The 22,092-nt window shown below is 67.6% G+C and carries 24 protein-coding genes; 9 read left to right on the top strand and 15 right to left on the bottom strand.

The window, feature by feature from the left end:
- Window positions 1-418 (top strand): TIGR04282 family arsenosugar biosynthesis glycosyltransferase (locus AB1634_05570; GenBank protein MEW6218991.1); only part of this gene is annotated, 418 nt, incomplete at its 5' end.
- Window positions 419-420: 2 nt separating this feature from the next.
- Window positions 421-1,125 carry a TIGR04283 family arsenosugar biosynthesis glycosyltransferase gene (locus AB1634_05565; GenBank protein MEW6218990.1) on the top strand — a complete coding sequence of 235 codons (705 nt, stop codon included), beginning with the start codon at window positions 421-423 and terminating at the stop codon, window positions 1,123-1,125.
- On the opposite strand, the gene AB1634_05560 is transcribed toward AB1634_05565, so the two are convergent.
- Window positions 1,100-1,693, bottom strand: coding sequence for a CvpA family protein (locus AB1634_05560; protein MEW6218989.1), 594 nt, complete (start codon window positions 1,691-1,693; stop codon window positions 1,100-1,102). The genes AB1634_05565 and AB1634_05560 overlap by 26 nt on opposite strands.
- A gap of 79 nt (window positions 1,694-1,772) precedes the next feature.
- On the opposite strand from AB1634_05560, the gene AB1634_05555 reads away from it, so the two are divergent.
- From AB1634_05555 to AB1634_05545, 3 genes are read left to right on the top strand one after another with little or no spacing between them, the layout of a single operon-like run.
- Window positions 1,773-2,228 (top strand): MOSC domain-containing protein, encoded by a 456-nt coding sequence (locus tag AB1634_05555; protein MEW6218988.1) that lies wholly within the window; start codon window positions 1,773-1,775, stop codon window positions 2,226-2,228.
- On the top strand, window positions 2,225-2,926 hold the full coding sequence (locus tag AB1634_05550; protein MEW6218987.1) for a Crp/Fnr family transcriptional regulator: 702 nt from the start codon (window positions 2,225-2,227) through the stop codon (window positions 2,924-2,926). The genes AB1634_05555 and AB1634_05550 overlap by 4 nt, the downstream gene beginning before the upstream one ends.
- Window positions 2,927-2,975: 49 nt before the next feature.
- On the top strand, window positions 2,976-3,542 hold the full coding sequence (locus AB1634_05545; GenBank protein ID MEW6218986.1) for a retropepsin-like aspartic protease: 567 nt from the start codon (window positions 2,976-2,978) through the stop codon (window positions 3,540-3,542).
- Between the two features lie 3 nt (window positions 3,543-3,545).
- Here AB1634_05545 and AB1634_05540 read toward each other — a convergent pair whose 3' ends face one another.
- The 4 genes from AB1634_05540 to AB1634_05525 are packed head-to-tail and all read right to left on the bottom strand — an operon-like array spanning window position 3,546 to window position 6,169.
- Window positions 3,546-4,457 (bottom strand): 4Fe-4S binding protein, encoded by a 912-nt coding sequence (locus tag AB1634_05540; protein MEW6218985.1) that lies wholly within the window; start codon window positions 4,455-4,457, stop codon window positions 3,546-3,548.
- Window positions 4,458-4,464: 7 nt separating this feature from the next.
- On the bottom strand, window positions 4,465-4,641 hold the full coding sequence (locus AB1634_05535; protein ID MEW6218984.1) for a CD1871A family CXXC motif-containing protein: 177 nt from the start codon (window positions 4,639-4,641) through the stop codon (window positions 4,465-4,467).
- Window positions 4,638-5,021, bottom strand: coding sequence for a PilZ domain-containing protein (locus AB1634_05530; GenBank protein MEW6218983.1), 384 nt, complete (start codon window positions 5,019-5,021; stop codon window positions 4,638-4,640). The genes AB1634_05535 and AB1634_05530 overlap by 4 nt, the downstream gene beginning before the upstream one ends.
- Before the next feature lie 17 nt (window positions 5,022-5,038).
- Window positions 5,039-6,169, bottom strand: coding sequence for a hypothetical protein (locus AB1634_05525; protein MEW6218982.1), 1,131 nt, complete (start codon window positions 6,167-6,169; stop codon window positions 5,039-5,041).
- Window positions 6,170-6,263: 94 nt separating this feature from the next.
- On the opposite strand from AB1634_05525, the gene AB1634_05520 reads away from it, so the two are divergent.
- Both AB1634_05520 and AB1634_05515 read left to right on the top strand, forming a co-directional pair.
- The gene (locus tag AB1634_05520) at window positions 6,264-7,076 is read left to right on the top strand and encodes a prepilin peptidase (GenBank protein ID MEW6218981.1); all 813 of its coding nucleotides are present in this window, start codon (window positions 6,264-6,266) and stop codon (window positions 7,074-7,076) included.
- Window positions 7,077-7,108: 32 nt separating this feature from the next.
- Window positions 7,109-8,479: a sigma-54 dependent transcriptional regulator gene (locus AB1634_05515; protein MEW6218980.1), complete on the top strand. Its 1,371-nt coding sequence runs from the start codon at window positions 7,109-7,111 to the stop codon at window positions 8,477-8,479.
- Here AB1634_05515 and AB1634_05510 read toward each other — a convergent pair.
- The 10 genes from AB1634_05510 to AB1634_05465 form a co-directional block, all read right to left on the bottom strand.
- Complete coding sequence (locus tag AB1634_05510; protein ID MEW6218979.1) at window positions 8,457-9,818, bottom strand: SpoIIE family protein phosphatase; 1,362 nt, start codon at window positions 9,816-9,818, stop codon at window positions 8,457-8,459. The genes AB1634_05515 and AB1634_05510 overlap by 23 nt on opposite strands.
- Window positions 9,815-10,192: a PilZ domain-containing protein gene (locus AB1634_05505; protein MEW6218978.1), complete on the bottom strand. Its 378-nt coding sequence runs from the start codon at window positions 10,190-10,192 to the stop codon at window positions 9,815-9,817. Before AB1634_05505 ends, AB1634_05510 begins: the two co-directional genes overlap by 4 nt.
- Window positions 10,189-10,521, bottom strand: a complete 333-nt coding sequence (locus AB1634_05500) for an STAS domain-containing protein (GenBank protein ID MEW6218977.1) — start codon at window positions 10,519-10,521, stop codon at window positions 10,189-10,191. The genes AB1634_05505 and AB1634_05500 overlap by 4 nt, the downstream gene beginning before the upstream one ends.
- The gene (locus AB1634_05495) at window positions 10,508-11,017 is read right to left on the bottom strand and encodes an ATP-binding protein (protein MEW6218976.1); all 510 of its coding nucleotides are present in this window, start codon (window positions 11,015-11,017) and stop codon (window positions 10,508-10,510) included. The genes AB1634_05500 and AB1634_05495 overlap by 14 nt, the downstream gene beginning before the upstream one ends.
- A complete protein-coding gene (locus AB1634_05490) occupies window positions 11,014-11,541 on the bottom strand; it encodes a cyclic nucleotide-binding domain-containing protein (GenBank protein MEW6218975.1) in 528 nt (175 codons plus the stop codon). The genes AB1634_05495 and AB1634_05490 overlap by 4 nt, the downstream gene beginning before the upstream one ends.
- Window positions 11,516-14,011, bottom strand: coding sequence for an ABC transporter ATP-binding protein/permease (locus AB1634_05485; GenBank protein ID MEW6218974.1), 2,496 nt, complete (start codon window positions 14,009-14,011; stop codon window positions 11,516-11,518). Before AB1634_05485 ends, AB1634_05490 begins: the two co-directional genes overlap by 26 nt.
- Window positions 14,008-15,198, bottom strand: a complete 1,191-nt coding sequence (locus AB1634_05480) for a serine hydrolase (protein ID MEW6218973.1) — start codon at window positions 15,196-15,198, stop codon at window positions 14,008-14,010. The genes AB1634_05485 and AB1634_05480 overlap by 4 nt, the downstream gene beginning before the upstream one ends.
- A 9-nt stretch (window positions 15,199-15,207) precedes the next feature.
- Complete coding sequence (locus AB1634_05475; GenBank protein MEW6218972.1) at window positions 15,208-15,906, bottom strand: inositol monophosphatase family protein; 699 nt, start codon at window positions 15,904-15,906, stop codon at window positions 15,208-15,210.
- A gap of 94 nt (window positions 15,907-16,000) precedes the next feature.
- Window positions 16,001-17,116, bottom strand: a complete 1,116-nt coding sequence (locus AB1634_05470; protein ID MEW6218971.1) for a rod shape-determining protein — start codon at window positions 17,114-17,116, stop codon at window positions 16,001-16,003.
- Window positions 17,117-17,120: 4 nt separating this feature from the next.
- On the bottom strand, window positions 17,121-18,047 hold the full coding sequence (locus AB1634_05465; GenBank protein MEW6218970.1) for a GAF domain-containing protein: 927 nt from the start codon (window positions 18,045-18,047) through the stop codon (window positions 17,121-17,123).
- 412 nt (window positions 18,048-18,459) lie between these two features.
- Between AB1634_05465 and dnaN the strand changes: the two genes are divergently transcribed.
- Both dnaN and gyrB read left to right on the top strand, forming a co-directional pair.
- Entirely contained in the window at window positions 18,460-19,587 is a 1,128-nt protein-coding gene (gene dnaN / locus AB1634_05460; GenBank protein ID MEW6218969.1) for a DNA polymerase III subunit beta, read from the top strand.
- Window positions 19,588-19,652: 65 nt separating this feature from the next.
- Window positions 19,653-22,058: a DNA topoisomerase (ATP-hydrolyzing) subunit B gene (gyrB, locus tag AB1634_05455; protein MEW6218968.1), complete on the top strand. Its 2,406-nt coding sequence runs from the start codon at window positions 19,653-19,655 to the stop codon at window positions 22,056-22,058.
- Window positions 22,059-22,092 lie beyond the last annotated feature (34 nt).

Below are 22,092 nucleotides of genomic sequence, written 5' to 3'. Positions count from 1 at the left end.
GAATCAGGGGCGGGTCTGGCTGGGCGGGGATCTGTCCGTCCGGCCCCAGGGCTGGGGCGGGCTGGGCAGGCGGATGCAGCGGGCCTTTGCCGAGGCTTGGCGCGAGGGGATGCACCGGGTGGTGCTCTTTGGCAGCGACTGCCCGGGCCTGGCGCCCCGGCACCTGCTGGCGGCCTGCCAGGCCCTGGCCGGCCGGGACGTGGTCCTGGGGCCGGCCCGGGATGGCGGCTACTATCTCGTGGGCCTGGGGCGGCCGGTCACCGGCCTTTTTCGCGGCATGCCCTGGGGCCAGCCCTCGGTTCTGGCCCGCACCCGGCAGCGGATTTGCGACCAGGGCCTGACCCTGGCGCTCCTGGAGGAGCTGGCGGACATCGACCGGCCCGCGGACCTGGTCCATCTGCCGGCGGGGTGGCGTTGAGCGTGGACAGCATCTCGGTGGTCATCCCGGCCCTCCAGGAGGAGGCGATGGTGGCCGAGGCCATTGGCCGAGCCCTGGCCGGAGCGCCCCGGGAGGTGCTGGTGGTGGACGGCGGCAGCAGGGACGCCACGCAGGAGCGGGCGGCGGCGGCCGGAGCCCTGGTCCTGGTCTCAGGTCCGGGCCGCGGCCGGCAGATGAACGCCGGCGCCCGGGCGGCCGGCGGCGACATCCTCCTGTTCCTCCATGCCGACACCTGGCTGCCGTCAGGCTACGCCGGCGAGGTGCGGCGGCTCCTGGCCCAGCCCGGGGTGGCGGCCGGGGCCTTCCGCCTGTCGATCCGGGACCAGGGGATGGGGCCGGCGGTGATGGCCTGGGGGGCCAACCTGCGCTCCCGGCTCTGGGGCCTGCCGTACGGCGATCAGGCCCTGTTCTGCCGCCGGGACGTGTTCTGGGCCGCGGGTGGCTATGCCGAGGAGCCGCTCCTGGAGGATGTGCTGCTGGTGCGGAGTCTGGCCCGCCTTGGCCGCATCGCCTTGGCCCGGCAGGCGGTGGCCACCTCGGCCCGGCGCTGGCAGGCGAGGGGCCTTTGGGCCAACTTCCTTCTGAACCAGGCGATCATGGCCGGCCACGCCCTGGGGGTGCCCAAAGCGCGGCTGGCCCGCTGGCGCCGGCAGGGGCTGGTCAGCGACCCGGACCGGCAGCCGTGACCGGCTTCTTCGCGACCGGCGGCAGGCCCCGTTGGGCCGGGGCGGCCGGCTCGGGGAGCCCGGGGATGGCCGGCTCCCGGGGCAGGAAGCGCTCCCTGAGCCCGGGGTCTGTCAGAAAGCGGATCAGAAAGGCCGAGGAGACGGACAGGTAGGGATACGAGACCGCCTGGCGCAGGAAGGGGCTGCCGGCGGCGAGCACCGCGGACAGCAGCATGAAGAGAAGGGTGGCCAGGAAGGCTGCCTTGGCGAGGCCAAAGACCGCCCCCAGGGAGCGGTCGATCCAGCCCAGGAGCGACAGGTGCACCACGGCCTTCAAGACCTGGCCCGCCAGGATGGTGCACAGATAGGCGGCCAGGAAGATGACCGCGTAGGTGCCGGCAAAGGTCACCACCGGGCTGTCGGACAGAGGCGCCACCAGGGGCGCCAGCCGGGGATACCAGGTGGCCACGGCCAGATAGCCGGCCACCAGGGCCGCGATGGAGGCGAGCTGCCGGATGAAGCCCCGCCAGATGCCGCGGGCCAGAAAAAAGACGGCGATGGCCAGGACAATGGCGTCGAAGAAGCTCATGCCGGGCCTCCTTCTGGAAGAAGATCACATCGGGAACGACACCTGCTGCCGGAAACGGGTCGTACCATAGCCCATGGAGATGTCTGTGGCCACCATCGTTTCGCTCAACATCAGCACCGCCAAAGGCACGGTGAAAACGCCGGTGGCCCAGGTGGAGCTGCGCCTGGAGCACGGCCTGGTGGGCGATGCCCATGCCGGGGCCTGGCACCGCCAGGTGAGCCTTCTGGCCGTCGAGGAGATCGACCGGGTGCGGGCCCAGGGCCTTTCGCTCGCCCCCGGCTCCTTTGCCGAGAACATCACGGTGGCCGGCCTTGACCTGGCGGCCCTGCCGGTGGGCACCCGCCTGGTCAGCGGCGAGGTGGAGCTGGAGATCACCCAGATCGGCAAGACCTGCCACAGCCGCTGCGCCATCCACCAGCTGGTGGGGGACTGCATCATGCCCCGGCAGGGGGTCTTCGCCCGGGTGATCCGTCCCGGCACCCTGCGCCAAGGGGACAGCATCCATCTGCAAGCGGCCCCGGGGGAAGCGCCATGAGGACCGGGCCGGAGAGCGAGCTGGCCGGCGTCCTGGCTGGCCTGCCCCTGTTCGCCGGGCTGAGCCGGGAGGAATGCCAGGCAGTGGCGGCGGTGGCCCGCCAGGAGAGCCGTCCCCGGGGGGCGGCCATCTTTGCCGAGGGGGATCCCGGCCACGGCTTCTATATCGTCCTGGAAGGCCGGGTGAAGGTCTTCAAGCTGGGTGCCGACGGCAAGGAGCAGGTGCTCCACCTCCTGGGGCCCGGCGAGCCCTTCGGCGAGGTGGCGGTCTTTGCCGGCCGCTCCTTCCCGGCCCACGCCGAGGCCCTGAGCCGCTGCCGCCTCCTGGTCATCCCCCGGGCGGCCTTCCGGGAGCTCCTGGCCCGGCAGCCCTCCCTGGCCCTCAATCTGCTGGCCTCGTTGTCCCTGCGCCTGCGGCGCTTCGCCCAGCTCATCGAGGACCTGTCGTTGAAAGAGGTGCCGGGCCGACTCGCCGCCTACCTCCTCATGGAAAGTGACCAGAACGGCGGCGCCGATGTCGTCCGCCTGGAGATCACCAAGGGGCTGCTGGCCTCGGTGCTGGGCACCATCCCGGAGACCCTGTCCCGGATCCTGGCCCGCCTGTCCCGGTCCGGGCTCATCGCGGCCGATGGGCCCTTGATCCGCATCCTCGACCGGGAGGGGCTTGCCGAGCTGGCCGGCGGCGAGCGCCGCCTCTAAGGCCCTGGCCTTGCCTCTCTTCCGCCCTGCCCTCCTTTGGCCCGGCCTGGTGGCCGTTCTTGTGCTGGCGTCCTGGCAGCCAGGCTCCGGTGGCCAGCTCCACCACTGGGTGGACGACAAGGGCGTCCCCCACCTGACCTCCACCCCCCCGCCCAAAGGCCGGCCGGAGATCAGCACCTATTCCTTCCCGGAACGGCCGCCGGCCGCCCCGGAGCCGGCTCTCCAGGAGACCCCGGTGACCATTGCCGACAATCTGGTCCTGGTGCCAGTCCGGATCACGGTCGGCCGCCAGATCGTGGAGGCCACCCTGCTCCTGGATACCGGGGCGGCGGTGACCGCCCTCCACCGGCAGGCTGCCGGCCGGCTGCGGCTGGCGGCTCGCAGCCAGGCGGAGCTGGTGGTGGCCGGCGGCCGGACGGTGACCGCCGAGGTGGTCGAGGCCGATTCCGTGCAGGTGGGGCCGATCCTCCGCCGGCAGGTGGCGGTCTCGATCATCGACCACCAGGGGCCGCCGGTGCCCTTCGATGGCCTGCTCGGCATGAGCTTCCTGAAGGGCCTCGAGTACCGCATCGATTTCGACCGGCAGCGGCTGCTCTGGTCACGGCCGGAGCCGTAGGCCTCAAGGCTGGGGGGCGGCGGGCTGCGGCCGGCCGGCATCGCCCACCGGCACGCCGCCGATCTCCAGGCGGATGGCCCCGAAGCGGCAGGCCTCCTGCATGCACCGCAGGCAGCGGATGCACTCCGCGTCGTCCGGCGACTCGTTGAACCGCACCCCCATGGGACAGACCTGATGGCAGGCGCCACACTGGGTGCAGGCCTGGGCATCGTGGCGGAGCCGCACCAGGCTCACCCGGGAGAACAGGGCGTAGAAGGCGCCCAACGGGCAGGTGGTCCGGCAGAAGGGGCGGCTGGCCAGCACCGACCAGGAGGTGAAGAAGGCCAGGATGAAGAGCTTGCTGTAGAAGAGCAGGCCGAGGCTGGCGGTCAGGGCCGGCTGCAGGATGAGCATGGGGAGGCCGGCCTCCAGGGTGCCGGCCGGGCAGATCAGCTTGCAGAACCAGGGGCTGCCGTAGCCGAACTGATCCACGGCCAGGGCGGGCAGGACCAGCACCAGGAGGGCCAGCATCCCGTACTTGATGCAGCCAAGGGGCCGGGGCACCCCCAGCTTCCGGGAGGGGATCTTGTAGAGCAGCTCCTGGATCAGGCCAAACGGGCAGGCCCAGCCGCAGACCATGCGGCCCACCAGGGCCCCGAGGACGCCCATGGCGCCCACCACCGAGCCACCCAGGAAGAGCTGGCCGGCAGCCAGGGTCTCCCGGGCCGCGGCCATGAGGTGCTGCAGCGAGCCGATGGGACAGGCGGTGGTGGCCGCCGGGCAGGAATAGCAGTTGAGACCGGGCGCGCAGATCGCCTTCAGCGGCCCCTGGTAGATGGTGCGGGTGACCGGGAAGCTCCAGGAGCCGTTGGACAGGAACAGCCAGAGAAGCTGCACCCACTTGCGGATGGGCTCCATGGATGCCGGTGCCGCCATGCTGGCCTCAGCCGATGCCGATGCACGACAGGCAAAGCTGCACCGCCTGCTCCAGCACCCGCCGCGGCTCTCCGGCGGCGACCCCCAGCATCCAGAGCAGAACAAAGAAGCCGACCAGGCCCAGGCTGATCCCAGGCCGGACCGCTGGGCGGCCAGCCGGACACCCTTCCGGGGGGTGATTCATGCGCTGCCTCCGGCCGGCCGCTGCCGGCTGAAGAGCTCCTGGTCCACCTGGTCCGGATCCTCGGCGTTGAAATAGACGATGTTCTTGAGGTGGAAGAAGCTGTCGAGGTCGATCTCCCGGAAGCTCACACCCAGATTGTCACCCTCCACCCGCGCCACCACCCCCTTGACCCGCACCGTCAGCTCGCTGGTGGTGCCGGAGAGAAACAGGGTGACGTCGCACTGATCACCGACCCGCGGGCCGACCGCCCCCAGGACCAGGAGCCCCTTGATGGAGAGATTGCGGGTGGCCAGATCCGGGTAGGTGCGGTCCGGAAAGACCAGCGTAGCCCTGGTGGCAAACCGGACCCGGACGTTGTGCCGCCTGTCTTCGTGTGCCATCGCCATCCTCCATGCCTTCAGGGAAGCTCCTCTGGGGCCACGGTCAGGTGCCCCTCCCGCCGCAAGAGATCGCTGACATCCACCAGCCGCACCGAGGTGCCGTCGGCCAGAATGGCAGTGCCGGCCAGGTCGCCGTCCGCCCCTTGCCGGAACCGCACCAGGGCCATGGGCTCCTCGCCGACCTCGGCGCAGAGCAGGGCGCCATGGCGATGGCCGTTGCTGAGCAGGAGCACAGTGGCCGCTTCGGGGTCCGGCCCCTGTGGCATCTCCATGCCCATGGGCACCAGAACCGGGAAGACCAGATCCCGGAGAACCGCCTCCGGCAGCTCGGCGAGGGGACCCCGGAAGGCGCCGGCCAGACGGCCGAACAGGCGCTTGAAGTCCCGGGCCGGCACCCGGCTCTCCCGGGCATAGGCGGCCATCCGTTCCCGGCCCAGATCCTTGACCAGGGTCACATAGCTCTCCGGCACCCCCAGGATCTCGTTGCCCAGGGCCAACGGCCGCACCTCGGTGGCCAGATAGGGCTGGCGCGACACCGGCGGCGCCGGCGCGGCCGCTGGCGGCGACACCGCAGCCTCGGGGGCCGGCTCCGCCTTCTCCGGCAAAGGCGGCTCCGGGAGGGCCTGGCTGAGCCCCGCCACCGCTGCTCGCAGGGCCTCGGTGAGGCGCTCGGCCTGCTCCAGGGTGCCGGTGAGGGCCGCCAGTAGGCTGGGCAGATCACCGGGGCCGGCCGTAGAGGCCTTGGGCGGGGGCGGCGGCGGAGTGGCGGTCGACCTGCCAGCCCCCAGGCGGCCCTTCAAGAGCGAAAACCGGCCGTAGACCGTCCGGAAGAGCTGCTCCTCCTCTTCGGGCACGAAGTCCGCCTGCTCGTGGATGCCGACCACATGGGCCAGGGCCTCCTTCAGGAAGTCCACAGCCGCCGGCGGCACCCGCTCGCCGGTTTTCATCATATAGTCCACCACGCTCATCGCCATTGTCAATATGGCCGCCGGCGCCTTGCGGCTGCTGTAGCGCCGCTTGAGGCAGGAGAGCGCTTCTCCCAGGCGCTGCCCCCGGGAGGCGCTCAGGCGCCAGTCCGGCGCCAGGATCTCGGCCTTGAGAATCTGGATGGAATCGTCGATGGACAGGGTGCTCGGTGGTGAGGTCATGGGGTCTTCCGGTGCCGCCGGCCAATGCCTTTCCCCTGGCAAAACCGGACCGGCATGTTAGGATAAAAAAGTTTTTACGACGCGTGGAGCCCGCATGATGAACCGGATCGCCGCCCTGGAGCCCCTGCTGCCCGTGGCTGCCGCCACGGTGGGCGCGGTGGTGGGGAGCTTTCTCAACGTCCTCATCCACCGCCTGCCCCTGGGGCAGTCTGTCGTCCTGCCAGCCTCCCACTGCCCGGGCTGCCAGCAGCCGATCCGCTGGCGGGACAACGTGCCCATCCTGAGCTTCCTCCTTTTGGGCGGCCGGTGCCGGCACTGCCGCCGGCCGATCGGCTGGCGCTACCCCCTGGTGGAGGCGGCAGGCGCCGGTCTGGCCTACGCCTCCCTGCGGGCCTTCGGACCCAGCCTGGCAGGGCTTGCCGCCTTTGTCTTTGCGGCCCTGCTCCTGGCCATCACCCTCATCGATCTGGCGCACTATATCATCCCCGACGTCCTGAGTCTGCCGGGGATCGGCCTGGGCTTCCTGGCGGCTCTGCCCGGAGGTGGCGTGTCCTGGCTGGAGTCGGGCCTGGGCATCCTTGCCGGCGGGGGCCTCCTCTACGGGGTGGCCATCGGCTACCAGTGGTTGGCCAGGCGGGAGGGCATGGGGGGAGGCGACATCAAGCTCCTGGCCATGATCGGTGCCTTCCTCGGCTGGCGGGCCATCGTACCGGTGGTGTTCCTGTCCGCGGTGGCCGGCGCCCTGTTCGGCCTCGGTGCCATGGTCCGGCAACGCCGGGGCGGCCAGACCGTGATCCCTTACGGGCCGTTCCTTTCCCTGGCCGCGCTCGCCTACCTCTTTCGGCCTGAGGTTCGTGTCTTCCTGCACGCCCTGTGGCCTTTCCTGGGCCAATGGCCCGGCCTCTGAAAGGCCCCGCTCTGTCTTCCGGGAGAGCTTCCATGGCCAAGAAACGGATCCTGGTGGTGGACGATGACGAGGGGGTGCGCACCCTTCTGGCGGACATCCTGGCCCGGCATGACTACGAGCCGGATACGGCGATCCATGGCCAGGAGGCCCTGGAAAAGCTGGAGGTGCGGCCTTACGACCTGGTCATCACCGACCTCCGGATGCCGGTCATGGACGGCCTCACCCTCCTGGGGGAGATCAGCCGCCGCAACCTCAGGTCCAGCGTCATCGTGGCCTCGGTGTTCGCCGACATGGAGCACGTGGTGCAGGCCATGCGCCTGGGGGCTGCCGACTTCATCGCCAAGCCCTTCCCTTCCGAGGAGGCGGTGCTGGTGACCCTGGCCAAGGTGGAGGAGCGGGATCACCTGCGGCGGGAGAACCTGCGGCTCCAGGCCGAGGTGGAGGGCCGCTACACCTTCGCCAACATCGTGGCCGAAAGCAAGAAGATGCACGCCATCTTCAACCTGATCGGCAAGGTGGCCGACTACAAGACCACCGTCCTCATCACCGGCGAGTCCGGCACCGGCAAGGAGCTCATCGCCCGGGCCATCCATTTCCAGGGCGCCCGCCGCAACCAGGCCCTGGTTTCGGTGAACTGCGGCGGCATCCCGGAGACCCTCCTGGAAAGCGAGCTCTTCGGCCACGTCAAGGGCGCCTTCACCGACGCCTACCGGGGCAAGCGGGGCCTTTTTGAAGAGGCCTCCGGCGGCACCCTCTTCCTGGACGAGATCGGCGAGCTGCCCCTGACCCTGCAGGTCAAGCTGTTGCGGGCCCTGCAGGAGGAGGAGATCCGCCCCCTGGGCGACACCCGCTCCATCAAGGTGGATGTCCGGATCATCGCCGCCACGGCCAAGAACCTCCAGGAGGAGGTGGCCGAGCGGCGGTTCCGGGATGATCTCTTCTACCGCATCAACGTCCTGTCCATCGAGGTTCCGCCTTTGCGGGAGCGCCGGGAGGACATCCCGCTCCTGGTGCAGCATTTCATCGCCAAGTACAACCAGCGGCTGGGCCTGGCGGTGACCGGGGTCAGCAACGAGTACATGCAGCGGCTGATGGCCTACTCCTGGCGGGGCAATGTCCGGGAGCTGGAGCATGTCATCGAGCGGAGCATGGTGCTGGCCGAAGGCCAGACCCTGGGCCCTGATCTCCTGTCGCCGGAGATCCTGGAGCCCGGCCGCCAGCTGATTCCGGCCACGCCGCTGCCGGATGAGCTGTCGGTCAAGAAGAACGCCAAGATCATGGAGAAGAGCCTCATCGAGCGCGCCCTGGCCCAGACCAAGGGCAACAAGACCCAGGCCTCCATCCTGCTGGAGCTGAGCCTGCCCGCCCTCCTCTACAAGATCAAGGAATACCAGATCGGCTGAGCCGCTGCGCCACCAGCATGGTGACATCGTCGAACGGCTCGGCGGCTCCCATGTGGGCCGATACCGCTGCCCCCAATCGCTGAGCGACTTCCCCCCCGCTGGCCGCCGCCTGGTGCAGGCCTGCCAAGAGCCGCGCCTCACCCAGCATGTGACCCTGGCCATCCACCGCCTCCACGGCGCCGTCCGTGAAGACGAACAGCCCCTCCCCCTCCGTGAGCGCCGCTGCACCGACTTGCATCGGCAGGCCGGCAAAAAGGCCCAGGGCCGGGCCGGTGGTGGGCAGCCGCCGCTGCCGGCCGCCAGGCCCGAACACCACGCTGCTCCCCAGGCCGGCGTCCACGTAGAGCAGCCGGCCAGCGGCCGGCTCCAGGATGCCGGCAAACAGGGTGGCGAACATGTTCTGGCGGCCGTGGGTGCCGGCGATGTAGTCGTTGGTCTGGGCCACCGCCCACTCCAGGGCCTGGGCCCGGTTGGCTGGTCCGGTCTCGGCAAAGGCCTGGGCAGAGAAGGCCCGGATGAGGCTGCGGAAGAGGACCATGAACAGGGCGGCGCCCACCCCCTTGTCGCAGACATCGGCCACCACCAGGGCCAGGAGACTGCCGCCGGCCAGGGGGAAGGCGTCGTAGAAATCCCCGGAGACCTGCCGGGCCGGCCGGAAGAAGGCGCCGATCTCCCAGCCCGGGGCCCGGGGCAGGGTCTCCGGGAAGAAGCCGGTCTGGATCTGGCGGCCGATCTCCAGATCCCGCTCGGCCACCTGCCGGGCCCGCTCGCTGGCGGCATGGAGCCGGGCATTGGCGATGGCACCGGCGATCTGGCCGGCGATCGTCTGGGCCAGGGACACCTCCTGGGGGGTGAAGATCCGCACCGGGTCCGAGGTGGGGATGCCGATGGTGCCGATCACCTCACCCCGGGCCATGAGCGGCACGATCATGAGGCAGGTGGTGCCCCGGGCGCTGAGCACCGCGTGAAACGAGGCGGTGAGGGGGTTGTGCTGGACATCCGGCACCACGATGGGCCGCCCGGTGCGGATAACGTACTGGGTGGCAGGGTAGCCGGCCAGAGGAATGGTCAGACCGGTGACATCGCTCTCCTGGGGGCTGGCGGCGTGGAAGGCCACCAGGGTGAGCGCCTGCCCTTCCGGGCTCAAAAGGCCGATGCCGGTGTTGCGGGCCTCGAAGATCGAGACCATCTCCCGGCAGATGGTCTGGAGAATGGCGTCCAGATCCAGGGTGGAGCCGATGGCCTGGGCGAAGCGGTTGATGATGGCCAGCTCCCGGGCCCGGGCCTCCGCCTCTTCCTTGGCCTTGGCCAGGGCGGTCAAGAGGGCATCGGCGGTCACGACTTCTGTCCGCCTGGCGCCAGGTCCAGGATCTGGGCCGCCCAGTCGGCAGCGGCTGCCGGCTCCTGAAAACGGACCCCGATCCCGTAGCGGGGCCCCGCCGGACCGGACAGGTCCTGGCACCAGCAGACCTCCGCTGCACAGGGGGCGAGAAGGAAGTCCCGCTCCTTCCCGGGACCGTCGGGGGCCTCGTGCAAGGCAATGCTGTCGCCGGGTCCCAGGGGATAGCGGGACTCGAAATAGAGACCGCCGGAGCTGGTATTGCCCAGAAAGCCGCCGTAGAAGCAGTACGGATGCTCCTGGTGGCGGGCATACATGATCGGCAGCCTGGCCGGCTGCCGGGAGCTGTTCCGGCGGTCGTCGTTTCCGGTCACAGGGTCCTGAGCGCCTCCGTCACCCCGGGGACGATGGGAATGAAGGTGGAAAAGCCGGAGACATCGAAGACCTCCCGCACATAATCCTGCATGGCGCAGAGGATGAGGCGGCCCTCCTGGCGCTGCATCTCCTTGGTGGCTTTGAGGATCACCCGCAGGCCGGCGCTGGAGACATATTCCAGATCGCTGCAGTCGATGATCAGCGACCGGGTCTGACCGTGCAATGAGCCCTGGAGCCGGTCCTCCAGCTGCGACGCGGTGTGGGAGTCCAGTCGGCCGTGGAGGTGGAAGATGTGGGTGGCCTCCTGGCGCTCCTCAATGATCTCCATGGCGAGCTCCTTCCGGCCGGCCAGGGGCCGGCCGCCGTTTTTCCAGCATCAGGATGTTGCGCTCTCCCCGCCGCTCGTAGACGAGGCCGTTCATGAAACAGCGGATGAGGTGGACCCCCAGACCGCCTACGGGGCGCTGTTCCAGGGAACAGCAAAGGTCAGGGCTGCAGGCGGCCAGCGGGTCGAAAAAGGGGGCGTCGTCCTCCACCCGGATGATGACCCGCTCCTCGTCGCAGGTCAGGTCGAAGTGAACGAAGTGCTCGGTCTGGTCCGTGAACCCGTGGGAGACGATGTTGGTGAACAGCTCCTCCAGGGCGAGATTGATCTCCAGGACCAGGCGGCGGGACAGGCCGCCGGCCCGGCCAAAGGCCTCCAGCTGCCGGGCCAGGACAGACAGCTCGGACAGGCGATTCGCCAGGCAGAAACTGGCCCGGGGCCGGGCCGCCGCCTCGGCTGGCCCGGGGCCGGGCCGCCTTTCCGCCGGCGTCTGGCTCACAGCAGGCTGACCCCCAGGAGCTGGCGGCAACGGCTGCAGTCACAGGCCGCATCGACCAGGAGACGCTCCTCCCAGTTCCGGATGCCTTCGACCACCGCCTTCAGGATCTGAGGCAGGATGGCCGGCATCTGGGCCAGGATGCGGCTGAACCGCTCGCGGCTCAGCACCAGGCAGGTGACCGCGGTCTCGGCCCGCAGCGAAAGAACCCGGGGCTGGGGTCCCAGGAGGGACAGCCCACCCAGAAACTCGCCCGCCAGCACCGGCCGCACCGGCTGCACCCCCGCCGGTGCTTCCCGGACCAGCTGCGCCTCCCCCTCCAACAGCACGTAGGCGCGGCCGTCATCCTCCCCCTGCACAAACAGGTAATCGCCGGTGGCGAAGACCTCCTGGGTGGCCAGGTAGGCCAGCACCTTGAGGGCCTCCATGGGGCATTCCCGGAAGAACGGCGTCTGCCGCAGGATGGCCAAATGGCTTTGGAACTGGCTGGGCAGCTGGCTGCTACCGTTTGCCGTGGACAAGCTCATAGAGGATTCCTTTCTTGGCCAGGAGCTCATCGTAGGGGCCCATCTCCACCACCTTGCCGGCCTTCATCACCGCCACCCGGTCGAAGCTCTTGACAATGTCCAACCGGTGCACCACGGCGATCACGGTGGAGCGGCCCTTCCAACGGGTCTCCAGCAGGTGCTGGATGCGGGCCTGGGACTTGTTGTCCAGGGCCGAGGTCGCCTCGTCCAGGATCAGGACCGGCGGCCGCTTGAGGAAGGCCCGGGCGATGGCCACCTTCTGGCGCTGGCCGCCGGACAGGTTGTCTCCCTTGCTGCCGACCTGGAACTGCATGCCGATCTGGAGGATGGTCTCGAGCAGATCCTCCTCGATGAGCAGATGAATGATGCTCTGGTGCACCCTCTCCTGCACCTGGGGTGTCGCTCGCTTGATCTTGCCGAAGAAGATGTTGCTCTGAATCGTCTGGGAAAAGATATACTCCGTGGCCTGGTAGAAGGCGAAGGCTCCGGGATCGTCCTGCTGGATGGCGCTCTTGAAGCGTTGGCGGCTGGCGAGGATCAGGCTCTCCAGACGGCTGCCCAGACGGGCCATCTTGTGGCGGGCCGGGATGAAGCGCAAGGCCAGACGCACGAGCTGCCGTTGCTCCGCGGCGTCGCCCCGGCGCGCCTCCAGCAGCTGGCGGTAGACGGGCAGCTCGCTGGCCGCCAGCGGACTCTCCTCAAAAAAGAGGTCGTCGGCAGGCAGCTCACCGAGGATGCTGATGGTCTGGCTGGCCAGCTCCTCGGCCAGGGCCACCAGAGGCACCGACAGATCGTTGTCGGCCAGAAAACGCAGGAAATACGGGTTGTCGGCCAGAAGCTCCGGCGCCAGCTCCTGCCGGTTGGCGGTGCCGAAGGTGATGTTGTCTGCCACGCTGGAGTGGAACAGGTAGCGCTCCTGATCAAAAAACTCCACCGAGGCGGCAAGCTCCTGGCCGAAGGTGCACTGGAAGCTCTCCCGCACCCGCACCAGCTGCTGGGCCAGGGCCTGGTGCTCCTGCCGGTCGATGATGGTGTTGAGGCCGAAGCGCAGCACATCCAGGAAGATGCCGGTCTGCTGCAGAACCTCGATGAGGTCGTCGAGCTCCGGCCGGCAGCCCTTTGTGGTCACGGCGCGCAAGGCCTTGCAGGCGTAAAGCAGGTTGTCCTCGATGGTGCCGGAGAAGACGAAGGGCGTCTGGGAAACAAAGCCCAGGTTGGCGGCGAGATCCGCCTTCGACAGCTCGGCGACCTCCTGGCCACCCAGGAGAACATGGCCCTCCGAATACCGGTAGAGCTGGCCGATGCACTGGGCCAGGGTGCTCTTGCCGCTGCCGGAAAACCCCACCAGGGCCAGATGCTCGCCAGGGGCCAGGCGCATGGAGACCCGGTCCAGCAGCCGGATGCCGTCCGGGGTGACAAAAGACAGCTCCTGCACCTCGAGGCCACCGCCCAGGGACTGCACCTGGCCGGTGCCCGGCAGCAGCCGGAACTCCGGCTGGGCATCGAAGGCCTCCATGACCCGCTTGTGGCGCACCGAGGCGTCCTGGTAGACGTCGTAGAATTCGATCATCTCCTTCCACGGGTCATAGAGCTTCTCCTGGGCCGAAAGAAAGGCCACCAGGGAGCCCAGCTCCAGTTGGCCGCGCATGGCCAGGTAGCCGCCGACGATGAAGATGAGGAACGGCCCCAGGCTGTTGAGGAAGTTGTTGAGGACCTTGACGCCGTTGCGGAACAGGTTCCACCGCACCCGGATGCCCCGGAGCCGGTCGGTGAGCCGGTCGAACTTGTCGTTTTCGGTGCCAAAGGCGGCGTTGGCCTGGATCTCGTGGATGCCGTTGATGCTCTCGGCGATGCGGTCGGCCAGGGTGCGGGAGACATCCACCCGCTCCTTGTTGAGGCGGTTGGCCCCCCGCTGCACCAGCGGCACCAGGACCAGAACCAGAGGATAGATGGACAGGGAGATGACCGCCAGGAGCGGATGGAGCCAGAACAGATAGCCGGCAAAGGCCAGGAGGGTGAGGATGTTGATCAGCGGCACCCCCAGGGCCATGCCGGCAAAGGTGCCGGTGGTGTTGAGCTCGTTGATCAGGGACGAGACCACCATCCCGGGCTGGGTCTTGCGGAAGAAGGTCAAAGGCAGGGTGAGGATATGGTGATACAGATCCTTGCGCAGCTGGGCCATCACCCGCTCGCCCAGGAGGGACTGCAGGCCGGTGATCACATACTTGAGGCCGCCGGCCAGGACCACCGACGCCAGGTAGATGCCGCAATAGCGGAGCAGGAGATCGAACTGCCGGAGCCCGATCGCCTCGTTGATGATCCGCTTTTGCATCTCCAGCGGCAGCACCCGGGCGAAAACGGTGATGACGATGGCCAGAAGCAACAGGAGCTGAATCTTGAGGTTGCCGGTGAAGGCCCAGGAGAAGATGGAGCGGTGCACCACCGAGGTCGCGGTCTGCCCGGGCTTCATGGCCGCCCTCCGGCCAGAGCGGCTGTGGCCGGCCCCTCTGCCGTGCGGGCCAGGGCCGCTTCGAGCGCCTCGTGGAAGCGGGGCCGAAACGCCCTGATGGCCGGGTTGTCCCGACGGGGATGGACCCGGTTGGTGAGGAGCACCACCACCAGATCCTGATCAGGATCGATCCAGAAGGAGGTCCCGGTGAAGCCCAGATGACCGGCGCTTCGCCGCGACAGGAAGCGTCCGGCACTGGAGCCGACGTCGGACGGGGTGTCGAAGCCCAAGGCCCAGGTGCTGCCGGCCGGCGCTGTCCCCCGCTGGAAGAAGGGGGCCAGACCGGGACCGAAGAAGGCGGCGCCCGCCCCCCGGCCCTGCCAGGCGTCGAGCAGGATGAGGGCAAGATCCACAACGCCGGCCACATCCCCGAACAGCCCGGCATGACCCGCCACCCCTTCCAGGGCATGGGCGTTCTCGTCCTCCACCTCGCCCTGCAACAGCCGACCTCGCCAGGGACAGCGGCTGGTGGCCACCAGCTGGCGGCCGCCCGCACCCGGCGCTGCCGGGTCCAGCAGGCCATCCCGGGCCAGGGGGCGAAAGCCCAGGTGCGCCTCCAGACCCAGAGGCTGGTAGACGAGCCGCTGCACCGCCCGATCCAGGGACTCGCCACACCAGGCCTCCACAAGCAGGCCCAGGAGCAGAAAGCCGCAATCCGAGTACAAGGTGGCCTCGCCTGGTGGCGCCAGGAGCGGCTCGGCCAGGAGCAGCTCCAGAAGACGGCGCCGCCGCGCCGCTGGCGGCTGGGTCACCAGCTCCCGGTAGTATGGGCGATGGGCCGGCAGCCCGGAGCAGTGACTGAGGAGCTGGCGGACGGTGATGGCCTTCTTGTCGGCCGGCAGCGGCGGCAGCAGCAGATGGGCGAGGGGGGTGTCCAGATCCAGCTGCCGGCGGCCGACTGCCTGGGCCAGCAGCAGGGTGGTGGCCAGGGGCTTGGTCAGGGAGGCCAGATCAAACAGGGCAGCCGGCATAAGGGGGAGAGGCACGGGCGCAAGGCAGGCGCAGCCGGCCGCCCCCTGCCAGATCCGGCGCGCTGCCGGCGGCCCCTGGCCCACCCCGTAGGCCCCGCCGGGAAAGACGCCCTGGCGCACCCCTTCGGCCAGGAGGTCGTCGAGAAGGGCCAGGCCGGGGCGCCAGGGTGTGATCATGGCTCGACCTCAGCCCAGAAGCCGCAGGAGGTCGGGGTGCACCAGGCCGTTGGAAGCCAGAATCTCGGTGCTGAACGGATCAAAGGGCCGGCCGGCAAAATCGGTGCAGACTCCTCCGGCCTCGGCCACCAGGAGCATGCCGGCCGCGGTATCCCAGGGCTTGAGCTTGATCTCGAAGAAGGCCTCGAACCGGCCGGCAGCCACCTGGGCCAGATCAAGAGCCGCGGCCCCGGCCCGGCGGACACCCTGGACGTGGGGCAGCACCGCGGCCAGGGGTCGGATGGCGGCATCAGCAGCCTCATGGACATCATAGGGAAAGCCAGTAGCCACCAGACTCCCTTGCAGCCGGGTCTCGCCGGACACCCGCAGGGGCCTTTCCCCCAGACAGGCGCCCCTGCCCTCCTCCGCCCAGAACAGCTCATCCAGAATCGGATGAAAGACCACCCCTGCCCGGATCTTCCCCTGCCAGCCGTAGGCCACCGAGACGCAGAACCAGGGGAAGTGATGGGCGAAGTTGACGGTGCCGTCCAGAGGATCGACCAGCCAGAAATGGCCCGCCGTGCTGCCCGCCGGTGCCTGCTCCTCGGAGATGATCCCGTGCTCCGGAAAGGCCTGGCGGATCCCGGCGACGATGATCGCTTCGGCCGCCAGGTCCGCCTCGGTGACCAGATCGATCACCCCTTTGTGGCGCACCTGGTGGGTGCGCACCAAAGAGCCGGCGGATCTCGGCCCCGGCTTCCCGGGCCAGCCGGATGGCTGTCGTGCGGATCCGTTCCATGGCCTTCCCGTGGAAGAGGCTACCCTAGTTGACAAAGACCCTACGGTATTTGTCAAGATCCTCCAGGGCTATTCCCGATCCCATGACGATGGTGGTCAAGGGATCCTCCGCCAGCTGGCAGCGGATCTGGGTCTCGTGGGTGATGAGGGCGTCCAGACCCTTCAACAGGGAGCCGCCACCGGCCATATGGATGCCGTCGGCATGGATGTCGGTGAGCAGATCCGGGGGCGTCTTCTCGCAGGCCCGATGCACCGCCTCCACCACAGCGGCCACCGGCTCGGCAATGGCCTCCCGGATCTCCTCCGGAGACAGGGTCACATCCTTGGGGGTGTTATGGATGGCGTCCTTGCCGGAGATGAGATAGCCGGCCGGCAGGCCCTCCACGGGAAAGGCGGAGCCAGCCTTGATCTTGCAAACCTCGGCCGTGTTCTCCCCCACCAGAAGCTGATGCTTCTTGAGCAGGTAGCGCATGATGGCCTCGTTGACCTCATCCCCGGCCACCCGTACCGATTCGCTGTACGCCACCGAGAACAGGGACAGCACCGCCACTTCCGTCGTGCCGCCGCCGATATCGATGATCATCTGGCCCTTGTTCTCGCTGATATCAAGCCCCGTGCCAATGGCCGCTGCCACCGGCTCTTCGATCAGGAAGACCTTGCCCACCCCGGCCTCGTCCGCTGCCTCGACCACCGCCCGCTTCTCCACCTGGGTGATGCCGGCCGGCACACAGATGACCACCGTCGGCTTGAAGAAGCGGCCCATGCGCTGGACCCGGAGGAAGAACTCCCGGATCATGTGGCGGGTGACCTCGAAGTCGGCGATGACGCCGTCCTTGAGCGGCCGCTGCGCGATGATGTTTCTGGGGGTGCGGCCCATGTAGCTCTTGGCCTCCCGTCCCACCGCCAGCACCTCTTTGGTATCGGCGTGGTAGGCCACCACCGACGGCTCGTTCAGCACGATGCCCTCCCCCTTCACGTAGATGAGGGTATTGGCGGTGCCCAGATCCATGGCCATATCCTTGGTGAACAGGTTGAAGAAGCGGCGGCGCGGGGGCGCCTGGGGCTTCTTCTCCAGGGAGATCTGACGGCGGCTGACATCCCGCTTGATGCGGCTGCTGGTGGTCGGGGGCTTCCGGAACATAGAATCAGCTCTGGGTTGCTTCCTGCACGATCTGCCGGCAGGCGATCTCCATGATGGCGATCTCGTGATCGGTAAAGCCGCCGCGGTGGTTGATGAGCGCCACGGCGCCGAAGGCGCCCTTCTTCCTGAAGGCCACCGGGATGCCGATGAAATTGGCGAAGGAGCCGAAGCCGTCGTCCCGCCGCAGGAGGTAGGCCTTGCCACCTTCTTCGACGATGTGGTCGAGAACCAGGATCCGTCGCTTGTTGATCACCCAGCCCACCAGGCCCTCATTCTCGAAGACCCGGGGGCTGATGGACAAGAATTCCTCATGGCCGGCCTTGCCCTCGGCGAAGATGCGCAGAATCCGCTGGCCTGGCACGACATAGAACAGGCTGCCGGCCGCCGTGGCCCTGAGCAGGGCCAGGAGCCCCTGCCGCAGCCGCTCCTCCCCGTCCAGCCCCCCCCCCCGCACGATCGTGTCCACGCTTTGCAGCAGGCCCAGAAACTGCCGGCAGCTGGCCAGGGCCGCCGTCTCCTCCTCCAACCGGAGGATCTCCGCCAGGGCCCAGGCAAGCTGGCCAAAGACCTTCTCGTTGCGCTCGGTGAAGAGATAGCTCTTCTTGCTGTCGGCGCACAGCACGCCTCGCCGGTCGGGCAGCGGCACCGCGAGAAAGGATTTGATCCCTTCATCCGCCTGGTAGAACTTGAGGGTGGTGGTGCTGCGCTCGAAGCTGTTCACGAGCATGGGCCGCTGCTCCCGGAATACCCAGCCCACCATGCCCTCCCCGGGCTGGATGACCACCTCCGGGTCGATCTGCCGGCTGAAGCTGTGGAAGGCGTGAAGGCTCAGGCCCTCGGCCCCGGGCCGGGGCAGAAAGAGAGCCACGGTGAAGGCCTCCATGACATTCGTCACCAGCCCCATGATCTCCGTGACCCGTGCGCTCGCCATCAATCCCAACCTCCCCGGACGGCCGCCCCGCCCCCCTGCCGGCGGCTCATCCCCAGCCCGCCAGGGAACAGCCGGCCTCTATGCTGCTGCCGGAAAATGGTTGCCATTTCAGTCGGTTTGCACTAATTTTGTCCGATTGGACGGATGGCGGAAAAGCTCCAATTCTAGTGTGTCCATCCCTTTCTTTCAAGGAAAGCTTTCTTTCAACACCCTCGTGTGGACAAGATTGCGAAAACCCGCGGCCGTCCGCTCATCCTGAGTCTTTCCAAGGCTTGTCCAATCGTGACTCAACACACTATTTTCCATTAAAACAAGATGTTGTCCGAACAGTCAACAAGACCGCCAGCCATTGTCGTTTCTTGTCTTTCCGCTTTCTAATCAAAGAAAAAACGTCGAGGCATCCGTTATGGGCATGGAGCTCTCCGTCCGCCGTAGCGATTTCCTGTACCAGCTGACCCCCATCCAAAGCATCGCCGGCAAAAAGGTCACCGTCGCCATCCTGGGCAACGTGCTCCTGGAGGCTGCGCCCGGCCGGCTGGCCCTGGCGGCCACCGATCTCGAGATCGGTTTTCGCACCGATCTCGAGGCCCAGGTGAAGACCGAAGGCTCCATCACCCTGCCAGCCAAGAAGCTTTTTGAGATCGTCCGGGAGGCGGAGGCGGAAACGGTGCAGCTCCGGGAGCTGGAGAATCACTGGGTGGAGATCACGGCCGGCACCGGTCTTTATACCCTGGCAGGCTTGCCCAGCGAGGATTTTCCCGCTTTTCCCCCGTACGATGAAGTCCCGCTGGTTGCCTTTCCGGCCCCAGTCCTGAAGGATCTCATCGACCGCACCATCTTCTCCATCGCCCAGGCATCCGAAGGACGCTTCACCTTCACCGCAGCGCTCCTGGAAAGGGAGGTCAAGGCCGACGGCGAGTATCTGCGCATGGTCAGCTCGGACTCCCATCGTCTGTCCATGATGGAGCGCCGAATCGAGGGGAGCCTGGGAGACCTGACCTTTGACCGCAACATCCTCATCCCCCGCAGGGCGATCACCGAGCTGGCCAAGATCTGCGAATCCCGAACCGGGGATCTGCAGTTCGGGTTCGACGATAAGCAGGCGGTGGTGCGGGTGGAGAATGGCGTCATGGTGATCCGGCTCATGGTGGGAGAGTTCCCCCGTTACCGGGATCTTCTGGCAGCCATTACCCTGGACAAGCCCCTGGAGATCGACCGCCTGCGCTTTCTGGGCACCCTGCGCCGGATCAATCTCTTGACCGAGGATCAGAACCACGTGGTGAATTTCCGCATCGAAGGCCAGCGGCTCTTTCTATCCTCCCGGAGTGTCGACCTGGGCAGCGCCAGGGACGAGATCATGCTCCGGAGCCAAGGCGACGACATGCAAGTCGGCTTCAATTGCCGCTATTTCATCGATGTGCTGCAGGTGCTGCAGGGTGAGACCATCAAGGCCTATCTCAACAGCGACGAAAGCCCTTGCCTGGTGCGCACCGACGAAGACGAGGGCTTTGCTGGCATCATCATGCCCATGAAGGTCTGAGACCTGAGGCAGCAGGCACCCCATCCCCCCCCGGCAAGCAACCTTTCGAGGCTTTGAGATCACCAATGACGGAAGTCAACAGCAACAGCTCCTACGGCGCCGAAAAGATCAAAGTCCTGGCCGGGCTGGAGGCGGTGCGCAAGCGGCCAGCCATGTATATCGGCAACACGGGCGAGGAGGGGCTGCACCACCTGGTCTACGAGGTGGTGGACAACAGCATCGACGAGGTCCTGGCCGGCTACTGCACCAAGATCAAGGTCACCATCCATCCGGACAACTCGGTCACGGTGGAGGACAACGGTCGCGGCATCCCGGTTGGCCAGCATCCCACCGAGAAGGTCTCCGCCCTGGAGTTGGTGATGACCACCCTGCACGCCGGCGGCAAGTTCGACCACTCCACCTACAAGGTCTCCGGCGGCCTGCACGGGGTGGGGGTTTCGGTGGTCAATGCCCTGTCCACTTGGCTGGAGGCGGAGATCCGCCGGGAGGGTGGCGTCTTCCGCCAGCGCTATGAGCGGGGCAGCAAGGCCAGCGAGGTGGAGACGATCGGCGCCGCCAGCACGACCGGCACCAAGGTGACCTTTCTGCCGGATCCGGAGATCTTTGTCGAGACCTGTGAGTTCCGCTATGAGATCCTGCAGACCCGGATGCGGGAGCTGGCCTTTCTCAACAACAGTGTCAAGATCGAGCTGAAGGACGAGCGCACCGGCGCCTCCGACGAATTTCATTACAAGGGCGGCATTCTCTCCTTCGTCGAGCACCTCAACCGCCACAAGACGCCGATCCATGCCGATCCGGTGCTCATGGCCGGGGAGAAGGACCAGGTGCAGGTGGAGGTCGGCTTCCAGTACTACGACGGCTACTCCGAGCGGCTGTACTCCTACGTCAACAACATCTTCACCAAGGAGGGCGGCAGCCATGTCGCCGGCTTCCGTGCCGCGCTCACCAAGTGCATCAACAAGTATGCCAGCGACGAGATCGTGCCCAAGAGCCTGCGGGAGAAGATGTCCGGCGACGATGTCCGGGAGGGCCTGACCTGCGTCATCTCGGTGCGGGTGCCCAACCCGCAGTTCGAAGGCCAGACCAAGGCCAAGCTGGGCAACTCCGAGGTGAAGTCCATCGTCGAGAGCGTCTGCAGCGACAAGCTGGGCGCCTACCTGGAGCAGAATCCGGGCGTGGCCCGCAAGGTGCTGGGGAAGGTGGTGGATGCGGCCCGGGCCCGGGAGGCGGCCCGCAAGGCCAAGGAGCTGACCCGGCGCAAGGGGGCGGGCATCGACCTGCTCATGGCCGGCAAGCTGGCCGAGTGCCAGACCAAGGATCCCCGGCAGGGCGAGCTGTTCCTGGTGGAGGGGGATTCGGCGGGCGGCTCCGCCAAGCAGGGCCGCAACCGCGCCTTCCAGGCCATTCTGCCCTTGCGGGGCAAGATCATGAACGTGGAAAAGGCGCGCCTGGACCGGATGCTGGACAGCGAGGAGATCAAGCAGATCATCGCCGCCCTGGGCACCGGCATCGGCGAGGAGGATTTTGACCTCGATGGGCTCCGCTACCACAAGATCATCATCATGACCGACGCCGATGTGGACGGCGCCCATATCCGCACCCTGCTGCTCACCTTCTTCTACCGCCAGATGCCTCGGGTGATCGAGGCCGGGCATCTGTTCATCGGCCAGCCGCCCTTGTATCGGCTGGCCCGAGGCAAGAAGGAGCAGTTCTTCAAGGATGACAATGCCCTGAACGACCACATCTTCACCCTGGCGAGCCACCAGCTGGCCCTGGCCGTGGGCGGCAGCGACCAGCCGCTGCCGCCGGAGACCGTGGCCGAGACCTTGCGCCTGCTCACCCAGTTTGCAGGCCTTCTGGATCATATGGAACGGCTGGGGGTGTGGGAGGATGTGGTGGTGCGGCTGCTGGCGGCCGGGGTGGTCACCGCGGATCAGTTCGAGGATCGGGCCCTGGTGGAAAGGCTCAAGGAAGGGCTGTCCGGGGAGGAGCTGGTCCTGGGGACCATCCGCTCCTGCCGCTGGCGCTCCAGCTGCTACGAGTTCGACACCGTGCGCAAAGAGGAGGTGCACCGCTCCTGCACCGTCGGCCCCAGCATCCCTCTCATGGCCGAGTACCGGGCAGCCCTGCAGCTTCATGGCCGCGTCAGAGACTACCTCGGCTGCCGTTTCCGGTTGCAGGTGCGGGAGGAAGCCCAGACCGTGACCGGCTGGCGGGATCTCTTGCGGCTGGTGCGCAGCGAGGCCCTGAAGGGTACCAACATCCAGCGCTACAAGGGCCTGGGCGAGATGAACCCCGAGCAGCTCTGGGAGACCACCATGAACCCGGAGCGCCGCTCCCTGGTCCAGGTGCGCATCGAAGACGCCGAAAGGGCGGACGAGATGTTCACCACCCTCATGGGCGATGCCGTGGAGCCGCGGCGGGACTTCATCTACAACCACGCCCTGGAGGTGGCCGAGCTGGATATCTGATCTCTCGGCGCCGGTCGTATCGTAACCCCCCACA

The organism is Thermodesulfobacteriota bacterium, assembly GCA_040755095.1.
GTDB lineage: Bacteria > Desulfobacterota > Desulfobulbia > Desulfobulbales > JBFMBH01 > JBFMBH01.
The sequence above is the reverse complement of the archived record's forward strand: the minus strand, read 5'-3'. Positions and strand labels throughout refer to the sequence as shown.